Source organism: Mesorhizobium sp. M7A.F.Ca.MR.362.00.0.0 (genome assembly GCF_004023175.1).
Classification (GTDB): Bacteria; Pseudomonadota; Alphaproteobacteria; order Rhizobiales; family Rhizobiaceae; genus Mesorhizobium.
Window position 1 is genome coordinate 5,673 of the sequence record NZ_RZTF01000101.1, and the last position, 11,905, is coordinate 17,577.

The following is an 11,905-nucleotide window of genomic DNA, read 5'->3' on the forward strand; positions in this document are numbered from 1 at the left end:
GTTCAGCACAGAGCCGGAAAGCCCCGGCTGCCTCGTCGAGCAGGCGGTGATCGCCGTCCTCGACGATTTTCGCATCGCCGCCGAAAGGCTGCTGGCGGAGAAGCTGAGCCGCATCACGCTGGCCGACCTGACCGCCGATTTCCGCCGCCGTTTTGATCTCATTGGAGTCTCCAGCCATGCAGTATGATCTTGCCGTCATCGGCGGCAGCTTTGCCGGCCTGTCCGCCGCCATCCAGGTGGCGCGGGCAGGACGCAAGGTGCTGGTGATCGACGCCGGCCAGCCGCGCAACCGCTTTGCCGAGCATTCGCACGGCTTCCTCGGCCAGGACGGGCGCGCGCCTGGCGCAATCCTGGCTGACGCAAGGCGGCAGCTGCTGGCCTACCCGACAGCCAGGGTTGTCGACGGGCGCGCCGACAAGGCCGTTGCCGCCGGCAGCAGCGATTTCGAAATCACCACCGATGGCGACGAGACATTCGGTGCCGCACGATTGGTGCTGGCCACCGGGGTGCGCGATATCCTGCCGGAGGTTGCCGGGCTTGCCGAGCTCTGGGGCAGGAGCGTGCTGCACTGCCCCTATTGCCACGGCTACGAGGTTTCCGGCGGGCCGCTCGGCGTGCTCGCAACCGGCTCGATGTCCCTGCATCAGGCACAGCTGATCGCCGATTGGGGCGATGTCACACTGTTCGGCAATGGCCTGTTCGAACCCGACACAGAGCAGATGCGCGCGCTGGAGAGCCGAAAGGTGCGGTTTGAGCCCACCAGCGTTGCCGAGCTAAGGGAAGACGGCTCCGGCGGATTGATCGTCCACCTCGACGACGGCAGAAAGGCCGGCGTCAGGGCGATGTTCACCGCTCCGCGCAACATCATGGCCAGCCCGCTGGCCGAACAGCTCGGCTGCGGCTTCTCCGAAGGCCTCCTCGGCCCGGTGATATCAGTCGATGACAGGCAGCAGACGACCGTGCCCGGCGTCTACGCCGCCGGCGACGCGGCACGCTCGATGCACAATATTGCCTTTGCGGTATCGGGTGGCACTTTTGCGGGCGTCTGCGCCCACCAGTCGCTGGTGTTCGGCTAGAACCCGGCTTCCTCGCCGGCGATACTGAGCCGCGCGCCGGCCTGGGCCAGGGCGGCAGCCAAGTCGTGCGGCGGCGAGCGGTCGGTGGCGAGTTCGGAAAAGCTGTCGAAGCCGCAGACCTGGACCAGACCAAGACGGCCGAATTTCGAGTGATCGGTGATGACGAGGGACCGCTGGCCGCGCGACAGCACCATGCGGGCGAACTCGGCCTCATCCAGATCAAAATCCATGACGCCCATCACCGCGTCGACGCCGCCGGTGGAAATGATGGCGTGGCTGACCGAAAAACGACTGACAAAATCGATTGCCGAGGCGCCGAAAGCAGCGCCGGAATCGCTGCGCAGCTCGCCGCCCGCCATATAGACCTTGTTGCCGTTGATGGTGGCCAGGGTGCGGGCAATATCCGAGGAATTGGTGACGACCGTCAGGCGCCGGTGGCCGAGCAGTTCACGCGCAAGGAACGAGGTCGTCGTGCCGGTGTCGAGCATGATCGATTCGCCGTCGCGTATGGTGGCGGCGACCATGCGGGCAATGACGCGCTTGGCGTCGGCGTTCTCACGCATGCGCCGTTCGAACGGCGCTTCGCCGATCATCGACGGCAGGCCGATGGCGCCATGCATCTTGAGGACAGAGCCATCACCAGTCAGGGGCTTGACGTCGCGGCGCACCGTCTCCAGCGACACGCCCAGCCGGTCGGCCAGGCTGGCGATGGTGACGGTGCCCTCTTCCTGCAGGAGCCGCAGGATCTCGCCGTGTCGTTTGGACTGGGCCATCTGGTTTCCCGAACTGATGCTCCTGACCGATTTTAAGGTAATTCAAGTGCTTTTAAAGGAACTACCTTATGCTTTCAGGCAAAATACCCAAAAAAAGTCACACCTTTTTATTGACAAGCGGGCAGCCCTGGCGTGAAATCGAAGACATCAAAAGGCTTCAGATCTGCGACTGGGGGCAGAGCCGCAACTCAGCGATCAGGCCGTTTGGAACGTGCCTGTTCAAGGAATTTTCAGATCCGCGGGGGCGGATGCCGGGCTCAAAAACCTGGCCAAGGGGCTCGTCGGTGCGGTGCGGGATACCGATCCTGGCGTCCCGCACCGACGAGATCATTTACGTTTCTCCCGCCATCGTTGCGCTGTTCACGGCGCCTTGTCGAAGCCCAGCAAACCAGGGATGTTCCGTGACCGCCGAAGATCGCATCCGCGCCCTGCCCTGCTGGACCGGTGGCATCGAGATCGCACCGCTGCCCGGCGGCCTGAGCAACGCGAATTATGTGGTCAAGGACGCGGCCGGACGACATGTCGTGCGCTTCGGCAAGGACTATCCGTTCCACCATGTCTTTCGCGAGCGCGAGGTTATGACCGCGCGGGCGGCGCATGCCGCCGGTTTCGCGCCAGCCGTCCGCCATGCCGAACCAGGCATACTGGTGACGGAATTTCTCGGTGCGAAAACCTATCTGGCGGAAGACGTGCGCGCCAATCTCGGCCGGGTCGCGGCCCTGATGCGCGCCTTCCACCGGGAGATGCCCAATCACGTCTCGGGCGCCGGCTTCATGTTCTGGGTGTTCCATGTCATTCGCGACTATGCGCGCACGCTTGAAGAAGGCGGCAGCCGCAAGCGCAGCGACTTGCCGCGCCTTTTGACACTGGCCGACGAACTGGAGCGCGCGCAGAAACTGCTGCCGATCGTCTTTGGCCACAATGACCTGTTGCCGGCCAATATTCTCGACGACGGCAACAGACTATGGCTGATCGACTTCGAATATGCCGGCTTCAACACGGCGATGTTCGACCTCGCAGGCGCCGCCTCCAACGCCGGCATGAGCGACGAGGAATCCTTTGCCTTCCTGACCGCCTACTTCATGAAGGAACCGGACGAGGCGATCCGCCGTTCGCACGCGGCCATGCAATGCGCCTCGCTGCTGCGCGAGGCGATGTGGAGCATGGTCTCCGAGCTCTATCTCGACGCACCGGGCATCGACTACGTCGCCTACACCGAGGAAAACCTCGCCCGGCTCGACGCGGCACTGGAAAACTACCGGACAAAATACGGGATACAGAAATCATGACATTGCCGAGCCAGGCCGCCATCGTCGTCATCGGCGGCGGCATCATCGGCTGTTCGACGGCCTATCATCTGGCGCGCGACCACAAGGCTGACGTGGTGCTGCTGGAGCAGGGCAAGCTGACCTCGGGTTCGACCTGGCATGCCGCCGGCCTTGTCGGGCAATTGCGCTCGTCGGCGTCTATCACCCGCGTGCTGAAATACTCCGTCGACCTCTACAAGGGACTGGAGGCCGAGACCGGTCTCGCCACCGGCTGGAAGATGACCGGCTGCCTCAGGCTCGCCACCAACGCCGACCGCTGGACCGAGTACAAAAGGCTGGCGACGACAGCAAAAAGCTTCGGCATGGACATGCAATTGCTGTCGCCGGACGAGGTGAAAAGAATGTGGCCGCTGCTGGAGACCGGCGATCTCGTCGGCGCCTCCTGGCTGCCGACCGACGGCCAGGCGAGCCCCTCCGACATCACGCAGTCGCTGGCCAAGGGCGCGCGCATGCATGGCGCCAAACTGTTCGAGGATGTCCGCGTCACCGGCTTCGAGATGAAGGACGGCCGCATCGCGGCGGTGAAGACCAGCAGGGGCGACATCGCCTGCGACAAGGTGGTCAACTGCGCCGGCCAATGGGCGCGGCAAGTGGGGGCCATGGCCGGCATCAACGTGCCGCTTCAGCCGGTGAAGCACCAGTACATCATCACCGAGAAGATCGACGGGCTGGCGACCGACGCGCCGACCATCCGCGACCCTGACCGACGCACCTATTTCAAGGAGGAAGTCGGCGGGCTGGTGATGGGCGGCTATGAGCCTAACCCGCAGGCCTGGGCGACTGGTCTCCCCGGCGACGACGTTCCCAATGATTGGGAATTCAGGCTGTTCGACGACGACTACGACCATTTCGAGCAGCACATGAGCCAAGCGATCGCGCGTGTGCCGGCGCTGGAAACCGTCGGCGTCAAGCAGATGATCAACGGGCCGGAGAGTTTTACGCCGGACGGCAATTTCATTCTCGGCACAGCGCCCGAATGCGCCAACATGTTCGTCGGCGCCGGCTTCAACGCCTTCGGCATCGCCTCGGGCGGCGGCGCCGGCTGGGTGCTGGCGCAGTGGGTGGTCGATGGCGAAGCACCGCTCGACCTGTGGGTGGTCGACATCAGGCGCTTTTCCAACCTGCACCGCGACCGGCAGTGGGTCTGCGACCGCACGCTGGAGGCCTATGGCAAACACTATACGATCGGCTTTCCGCATGAAGAGTACGCCAGCGGGAGGCCGCGCATCGTCTCGCCGCTGTACGAGCGGCTGAAACAGCAGCGCGCCGTGTTCGGCTCGAAGCTCGGCTGGGAGCGGCCGAACTGGTTCGCGCCCGAAGGCGTCGAGCCGCAGGACATCTATTCGATGGGCCGGCAGAACTGGTTCGCGGCGGTCGGCGACGAACACCGGCATGTGCGGGATAAGGTCGGCATCTTCGATCAATCGTCTTTCGCCAAATACGAGCTGACCGGGCCAGATGCGTTGAAGGCGCTGGACTGGATCTGCGCCAACGACGTCAGCAAGCCGGTCGGCCGGCTGACCTATACGCAGCTTCTCAACACGCGCGGCGGCATCGAGGCCGATCTGACGGTGGCGCGGCTGGCCGAAGAGAAGTTCTATATCGTCACCGGCACCGGTTTCCGCACGCATGATTTCTCATGGATCAGCGATCATATCGGCGAAGGGCTCGACACCATGCTTGTCGACGTCACCGAGGATTTCGGCACGCTGTCGCTGATGGGTCCTCGGGCGCGCGACGTGCTCTCGGTGGCGACCGGAGCCGACGTGTCGAATGCCGGCTTCCCGTTCGGCCATGTGCGCGAGATTGCCATCGCCGGCCACACGGTTCGGGCACTGCGCGTCACCTATGTCGGCGAACTCGGCTGGGAACTGCATGTGCCGATCGCGGCCACCGGCGAGGTCTTCGACGCACTGATGGCGGCAGGCGAGAAGCATGACATCCGACCGGTCGGCTATCGGGCGCTGGAATCGCTAAGGCTGGAAAAAGGCTATCGCGCCTGGGGATCCGATATCACCCCCAACGACACGCCACAGGAAGCCGGGCTCGGTTGGGCGGTCAAGCTGCGCAAGAACACCGATTTCGTTGGACGGCGCGCGCTGGAAAAGACCAGCGGCGCGGCACTGAAGAAACGCTTTGCCGGCTTCACGGTCGAAGACCCCGAGATCGTGCTGCTCGGCCGCGAAACCATCCTGCGCAATGGCGAGCCGGTCGGTTATCTCAGCAGCGGCGGTTACGGCTACACGCTGGGCAGGAACATCGGCTACGGCTATGTGCGCAACGTCGACGGGGTGAGCGACGACTTTCTCGTCTCCGGCGGCTATGAACTGGTGGTTGCGATGGAGAGGACACCGGCCAATATCCACCTCGAGCCGATGTATGATCCGGCAGGCGCCAGGGTCAAAGCGTAGGTCAAATAACGCGCAAAGCGAGGCCGCGGCTTGGCACGGTGTCGGCTTCGCCCGGCATGGAGACGTAAGGACGCGTTTCCTCAACGCGGGTGACGAGGCCTTGCGCCTCGATCTCGCCGACACGCGTGGCAAAGCCGGCATCCCACAGCGTGTTCTTGACCGTCAGCACGATCACGCCGCCCGGGCGGCAGATGCGGATTAGCTCGTCCAGCCCCTCGATGCCGACATGGCCCGAGGTGAAGACGCCGGCCGAGATTATCCCGGCATAGGCATCGTCGGCAAAGGGCAGATGACCGCCGAGCGCAAGGCAGTGGAGCGCGGAATAGACGCCCTTGCGGGCCGCCTGATCCAGCATGCCTTGTGAAATATCGAGTGCCTCGACCAGGGGATAACCAGCAATATCAAGCCATTCACCGATGAGCCCGGTGCCGGCCCCGGCATCGAGCAGCGGTGCTGAACCGCGCGGCAGATGGCGGGCCAGCAACGCAAGGCAGATCGTCGGATGGCGATAGCCGGCGGCCGACATGTCGGCGTCATAGGTTTCCGACCAGCGGTCATAGAGTGCAGCCACCTCTTCGGGCCGTTTTGCCGCGTAGGCCGCGCCGAGCGCGCCCTGATGTTTGCTGTCCGCCACTTTTATCCAGTCCGCCAATTTTTGATCTCGCAGTGATGATAGCCAAAGCGCGAAAATTGTGGAACCGTCGCTGCGACAAATAACAGCGTGGGGGCGCAGGCATGGTGACAGACGAGGCGCGTGCCGCACTGGACGCCATTCCCATGCTGGCCGGCTACAGCGGGCCGCTGGAACGGCTGGGCGGCCTCACCAATCTCGTCTTCAAGGCCGGCGACTTCTGCCTGCGCATTCCCGGCAAGGGCACCGAGGAATACATCAACCGGGCCAACGAAGCGGTGGCCGCGCGCGAAGCTGCAAAAGCGGGGGTCAGTCCCGAGGTGCTGCATGTCGACCCCGGCACCGGGATGATGGTGACACGCTACATCGCCGGCGCCGAAACGATGGCGCCGGAGAAATTCCGGACACGTCCGGGCAGTCCGGCACGCGCCGGCGAAGCCTTTCGCAAGCTGCACGATTCAGGCGCGGTGTTTCCCTTCCGCTTCGAATTGTTCGCGATGATCGACGATTACCTCAAGGTGCTGTCCACCAAGGAGGTCGCCCTGCCCGCCGGTTATCATGACGTGGTGCGAGACGCCGAGAGCGTCCGCTCGGCGCTGGCCGCCCATCCGCTGCCGATCGTCGCCTGCCACTGCGATCCGCTGTGCGAGAACTTTCTCGATACTGGCGAGCGGATGTGGATCGTCGACTGGGAATATTCGGGCATGAACGATCCGCTCTGGGACCTTGGCGACCTCAGCGTGGAGGGCAAGTTCGACGCCGCCCAGGACGAAGAGATGATACGCGCTTATTTCGGCGGCGAGGCGAGGCCGGCGGAGCGCGGCCGCATCGTCATCTACAAGGCAATGTGCGACCTGTTGTGGACCTTGTGGGGGCTGATCCAGCTCGCCAACAACAACCCGGTCGATGATTTTCGCGCTTATGCCGATGGCCGTTTCGCTCGCTGCAAGGCGCTGATGGAGACGCCGGAGTTTTCGTGGCATCTGGCAGCAATACACCGGGGCTGAGCCTGGACTAACTCACGCCCTTCGGCACGTTTTCGGGCGGCACAGTGGTTTCGACCACTTTCTGGCGATGGAAGATGAACAGGCCGGCGAGAACAACGATGGCCGAGCCGATCAGGATGCGCGGACCGGGAACGTCGCCGAAGAACACCAGGCCGAACACCACCGCCCACAGCAGCAGTGTGTAGTGCAGCGGCGCCAATGTCGAAGCCGGCGCCAGCTTGAGCGCCCTGGTGATCATCAGGTGGGCGCCGCAGGAGACGATACCGAGCAGCAGCATGGCGCCGAGATCGAGTGCCGACGGCGTCTGCCAGGCGCCGATGGTCAGCACACCGCCGACCAGCAGCGTGCCGATGGTCTGCCATGTCACCAGATTGGTGTCGCTGGTGCCACGCAGGCGGCGGTTGAGGATGATGGCGAAGGCGAAGGAGATGCTGCCTACCAGCGCAAAACCCGATGACAGCGAGAACGCCGCCGAGGACGGTTTCAGCATGATCAAAACGCCGCAGAAGCCGAGCAGGATCGCCATCCAGCGGCGCCAGCCGACCTTTTCGCCAAGCAGGAGGTGCGAGAGTGCCGCAACGTAGATCGGCCCGGCCATGTAGAAACTCATCACATCGGCAAGCGGCAGATAGACCACGGCGGCATAGAATAGCGCGGTGTCGAGCGTGGTCATCACCACCCGCAGCAGCTGCAGCTCCAGGCGTTCCATGCGAAACAGCTTGGCCGGGCCCTGATTGGCGATCATCGGGCCGAGCACGAAGAAGGCGCCGATAGAGCGGATCAGCACCACCTGGCCGACGGAGAAGCTGGCGACCAGCCACTTGCCCATGGCGTCGTTCAGCGCAAACAGGAAGTCGCCGGCCAGCATCAGCAGAATGCCGGCCAGAAGCACATTCCTGATCGTCGAATTCTGCGCCACGGGCTGCGTCATGCCGATCCCGATTCCTCCCTAGTTAGCCGCGTCGTAGACGGAAGCGGCGGCTTTGACGAGGAGAAAACCGGAAATCGGCAAGGCCAGCCTCGGGAATCGGCTGGGTCTGCGCGATTCAGTTCCCTTTTGGCTGCGGCCTGAGAATAATGGGCCGATAGATCACCGGCCTGTCCCAGGGGTCGAAAGCCGGGGTGCGTCTGAGCTCCGCACGCCGCTCCAGATCGATGCGCTGCAGACACTCGGCAAAGGCGTCATTCTTCTTGACGAAGCCGTAGGACCGGCATTTCGCTTCGTCGGCGGCGCGGCGGTCCTCTGCCGTCACCGTCGTGCAGCCGGTGCAAAGCACCGTCAACGCCACCGCCATCACAGTCTTGCGCCACATGGAATCCTCCTCGAATAAAAGTGGAGCCTTAATGTAGACTTATTTCCGGACGGGCGAAGCTCAGAGCCTTGATGCAGGTGCGGTGTCCTATTGGTCCTGATGCGAATGGTGCCGTCGGTTCACAAGTACCGGCCTTCCGTCGATGGACAGCCTGGTTTCCTGCTTCGTCCGCTCCGCCACCACCTTGCCCCTGGCGATGACGCACAGGCGTTCGGCGCGCAGGCGCAGGGCCTCCACCGGATTGCCGGCATCGAGGACGACCAGGCTGGCGCGCTTGCCGACCGCCAGGCCGAGATGATCGAGGCCCATGATCGCGGCATTGACGTTGGTGACCATGTCGAAGCAGCGCGCCATCTCGGCCGGGCTCGACATCTGAGCGACGTGCAGGCCCATGAAGGCGACATCGAGCATGTCGGCGGTGCCTAGCGAATACCAGGGATCGAGCACGCAATCCTGGCCCCAGCCGACGCGAATGCCGAGCGCCAGCATTTCCTTGACCCGAGTCAGGCCCCGGCGCTTCGGGAAGGTGTCGTGGCGGCCCTGCAGCATGATGTTGATCAGCGGATTGGGAATGACCGAGACGTCGGCCTCGGCGATCAGCGGCAGCAGCTTCGAGACATAGTAATTGTCCATCGAATGCATCGAGGTAAGGTGCGAACCGGCGACCTTGCCCTGCAGACCAAGGCGCTGCGTCTCATACGCAAGCTGTTCGATGTGACGCGACAGCGGATCATCGGTCTCGTCGCAATGCAGGTCGACCATCAGGCCGCGCCTGGCCGCGATCTCGCACAGCTCCGTTACCGAGCGCGTGCCGTCGGCCATGGTGCGCTCGAAATGCGGGATGCCGCCGACAATGTCGACGCCCATGTCGAGCGCGCGAATGGTGTTTTCACGCGCCGATGGAGCGCGATAAAACCCGTCCTGCGGGAAAGCGACCAGTTGCAGGTCGATATAGGGAGCGACCGTCTTCTTGACCTCGAGCAGCGCCTCGACCGCCAGCAGCCTGTCATCGCAGACATCGACATGGGTGCGGATTGCGAGCAGGCCCATCGACACCGCCCAGTCGCAATAGGCCAATGCGCGATCACGCACCGCCTCATGCGTCAAAAGCGGCTTCAACTCGCCCCATAGCGAAATGCCTTCGAGCAGTGTACCCGACGCATTGATGCGCGGAATGCCGTAGGAGAGCGTGGCGTCCATGTGGAAATGCGGATCGACGAAGGGCGGCGAGACCAGGTTGCCGCGGGCGTCGACCTCGGTCCGCGCAGAACCCTGCAGAGTGGGCTCGATCGCCGCGATCGTCTCACTGCTGATGCCTATGTCGGCAACCCTGCCATCAGGCAGTGTGCCGCCGCGAACGATAAGGTCGAAAGCCATCTGTCGTCATCCCGTCAAAAGAATCATCTGATCGTGCCGAGGCTGAAAATCGCATCCCGTCGATGCCGCTTGCAACAGCGGTTTGTCCGCGGCGGCCGCGGATGGTTCCATCCGGCCGCAACTCCCTCTATAAGCCGCCTTCGTTGTCCCGGTTTCAAGGATCCGCCGTTTGTTTCGTTTCTTCCGCTCGACGGAAAACCAGCGCCTCGTTGCGAGGTTGATCCGGGAATCCTTTTATCAGCACAGGTTTGGCTACGGCGCCGCGATCTTGTCGATGCTTGTGGTGGCCGCCACGACCGGCGCCAGCGCCTGGATTCTCAAAGAGATCACCGACGAATTCGTGGTCTTCAAGCGGATTGACCGCGTCAACCTGATTGCGGCGGGGGTCGCCACGATCTTCATTCTCAAGGGTCTCGCCAACTTCATCCAGGCTTATTTCATGAGCCGGGTCGGCAACGCCATCATCGCCGATCGCCAGCGCAAGATCTACGACCGAATCCTGGCGCAAGGCATCGAATTCTACCATTCGACCTCGTCGTCCGACCTGATCACACGCATGACCAACAATGCGCAGGCGGCGCGCAACGTGCTCGACCTCGTTGTCACGTCCTATGTGCGCGATCTGTTGTCGCTGGTTGTCCTGGTAGGAGTCATGGTCTGGCAGCAGCCAGCCTTGTCTATAATCTGCTTCGTCGTCGGCCCCTTGGCTATCTACGGGGTCAACCGCATCCTCAAACGTGTTCGCAAGTTCGCCGCGATGGAGTTTCGCTCGGTCGGCCAGATCGTGCAGGTGATGCAGGAAACGGCAATCGGCGTGCGCGTCGTCAAATCCTTCAACCTCGAAGGCGCAATGCGCAACCGCATGTACAAGGCCGTGTCGGACGTCGAGAACCGGGCCAATAACATCGCGACGCTGGAGGCTGCGACAAGCCCGGTGATGGAGACGCTGGCCGGGCTGGCAATTGCCGGGGCCATCTTCGTTAGCGGCTTCCTGGTCTTGCAGGGCGGCCAGATGCCGGGAAACATCATGGCCTTCATCGGGGCGCTCCTGTTTGCCTATGAGCCGGCAAAGCGCCTTGCGCGCGTGCGCATATCGCTGGAAAGCGGTATTGTCGGCGTGCGCATGATGTTCGAGCTCGCCGACCAGCCGCTGACCCTGGTGGAGAAGCCCGGCGCGAAGCCGCTTCTGGCCGGACCGGGCGAGATCCGGTTCGACGCCGTCGACTTCGCTTATCAAAACGGGCCGCCGGTGCTGGACAGGTTCGATCTGACGCTTGCGCCCGGCAAGATGACGGCGCTGGTCGGGCCTTCCGGCGGCGGCAAGTCGACCGTTCTGAACTTGATCATGCGCATGTACGACCCGAAGAGCGGCAGGGTGCTGCTCGACGGCCAGGATATTTCCCATGCGACGCTCGCATCGCTGCGGGAAAAGATCGCCTATGTCAGCCAGGATACATTCCTGTTTGCCGGCACCATCATGCACAACATCCGGCTTGGGCGCGAGGGTGCGACCGACGAAGAGGTGATCGCCGCCGCCAAGGCGGCCAACGCCCATGACTTCATCAGCGCACAGGCGAAAGGCTACGAGACGGATGTGGGTGAGAATGGCGGCCTGCTATCGGGCGGCCAGCGTCAACGGATCTCGATCGCACGCGCCATGCTGCGCAATGCCGAGATCCTGCTGCTGGACGAAGCGACCAGCGCGCTTGATGCCGAATCGGAAGCGCTGTTCCGCGACGCGCTGCAGCAATTGACGGAAGGCCGCACGACGATCGTCATCGCGCACCGTCTATCGACGGTGCACCAGGCAGACACGATCGTGGTGCTCGAAGCCGGCAAGGTGGTGGAAAGCGGCCCGCACAAGACCTTGCTCAAGCAGGGTGGGCTCTACCAGAAGCTTTATGAGTATCAGTTGATGCCGTAGCACACTCTTCCCTTCTCCCCTTGTGGGAGAAGGTGGATCGGCGCGCAGCGCCGAGACGGATGAGG

The 11,905-nt window shown here is 63.3% G+C and carries 10 protein-coding genes and 1 pseudogene; 6 read left to right on the plus strand and 5 right to left on the minus strand.

Annotated elements, in window-relative coordinates; all coding sequences use genetic code 11:
- Together EOC06_RS42595 and EOC06_RS15105 are read left to right on the plus strand one after the other, a co-directional pair.
- Positions 1 to 187 (plus strand): annotated as a pseudogene (locus tag EOC06_RS42595) (Rrf2 family transcriptional regulator); the annotation flags it as partial.
- Positions 177 to 1,076 (plus strand): NAD(P)/FAD-dependent oxidoreductase, encoded by a 900-nt coding sequence (locus EOC06_RS15105; RefSeq protein WP_128308151.1) that lies wholly within the window; start codon positions 177 to 179, stop codon positions 1,074 to 1,076. The pseudogene EOC06_RS42595 and the gene EOC06_RS15105, both read left to right, overlap by 11 nt.
- Here the strand turns inward: EOC06_RS15105 and EOC06_RS15110 are convergent.
- On the minus strand, positions 1,073 to 1,849 hold the full coding sequence (locus EOC06_RS15110) for a DeoR/GlpR family DNA-binding transcription regulator (protein WP_027039687.1): 777 nt from the start codon (positions 1,847 to 1,849) through the stop codon (positions 1,073 to 1,075). The genes EOC06_RS15105 and EOC06_RS15110 overlap by 4 nt on opposite strands.
- Positions 1,850 to 2,250: 401 nt before the next feature.
- Here EOC06_RS15110 and EOC06_RS15115 point away from each other — a divergent pair, with 401 nt between their 5' ends.
- Both EOC06_RS15115 and EOC06_RS15120 read left to right on the plus strand, forming a co-directional pair.
- Positions 2,251 to 3,138, plus strand: coding sequence for a phosphotransferase family protein (locus tag EOC06_RS15115; protein ID WP_127330679.1), 888 nt, complete (start codon positions 2,251 to 2,253; stop codon positions 3,136 to 3,138).
- The gene (locus tag EOC06_RS15120; protein ID WP_128308152.1) at positions 3,135 to 5,588 is read left to right on the plus strand and encodes an FAD-dependent oxidoreductase; all 2,454 of its coding nucleotides are present in this window, start codon (positions 3,135 to 3,137) and stop codon (positions 5,586 to 5,588) included. Before EOC06_RS15115 ends, EOC06_RS15120 begins: the two co-directional genes overlap by 4 nt.
- Before the next feature lies 1 nt (position 5,589).
- Here EOC06_RS15120 and EOC06_RS15125 read toward each other — a convergent pair whose 3' ends face one another.
- Positions 5,590 to 6,222 carry a class I SAM-dependent methyltransferase gene (locus EOC06_RS15125; RefSeq protein WP_164898592.1) on the minus strand — a complete coding sequence of 211 codons (633 nt, stop codon included), beginning with the start codon at positions 6,220 to 6,222 and terminating at the stop codon, positions 5,590 to 5,592.
- A gap of 101 nt (positions 6,223 to 6,323) precedes the next feature.
- Here EOC06_RS15125 and EOC06_RS15130 point away from each other — a divergent pair, with 101 nt between their 5' ends.
- Complete coding sequence (locus EOC06_RS15130) at positions 6,324 to 7,226, plus strand: phosphotransferase family protein (RefSeq protein WP_128308154.1); 903 nt, start codon at positions 6,324 to 6,326, stop codon at positions 7,224 to 7,226.
- Between the two features lie 7 nt (positions 7,227 to 7,233).
- Here EOC06_RS15130 and EOC06_RS15135 read toward each other — a convergent pair whose 3' ends face one another.
- From EOC06_RS15135 to EOC06_RS15145, 3 genes are all read right to left on the minus strand, one after another.
- Positions 7,234 to 8,157, minus strand: a complete 924-nt coding sequence (locus EOC06_RS15135) for a DMT family transporter (protein WP_127319198.1) — start codon at positions 8,155 to 8,157, stop codon at positions 7,234 to 7,236.
- Positions 8,158 to 8,272: 115 nt separating this feature from the next.
- Positions 8,273 to 8,539 carry a hypothetical protein gene (locus EOC06_RS15140; protein ID WP_127267473.1) on the minus strand — a complete coding sequence of 89 codons (267 nt, stop codon included), beginning with the start codon at positions 8,537 to 8,539 and terminating at the stop codon, positions 8,273 to 8,275.
- 87 nt (positions 8,540 to 8,626) lie between these two features.
- Positions 8,627 to 9,916 (minus strand): amidohydrolase family protein, encoded by a 1,290-nt coding sequence (locus EOC06_RS15145; RefSeq protein ID WP_128308155.1) that lies wholly within the window; start codon positions 9,914 to 9,916, stop codon positions 8,627 to 8,629.
- 169 nt (positions 9,917 to 10,085) lie between these two features.
- Between EOC06_RS15145 and EOC06_RS15150 the strand changes: the two genes are divergently transcribed.
- The gene (locus tag EOC06_RS15150) at positions 10,086 to 11,840 is read left to right on the plus strand and encodes an ABC transporter ATP-binding protein (RefSeq protein ID WP_128308156.1); all 1,755 of its coding nucleotides are present in this window, start codon (positions 10,086 to 10,088) and stop codon (positions 11,838 to 11,840) included.
- The last annotated feature ends 65 nt before the right edge of the window (positions 11,841 to 11,905 follow it).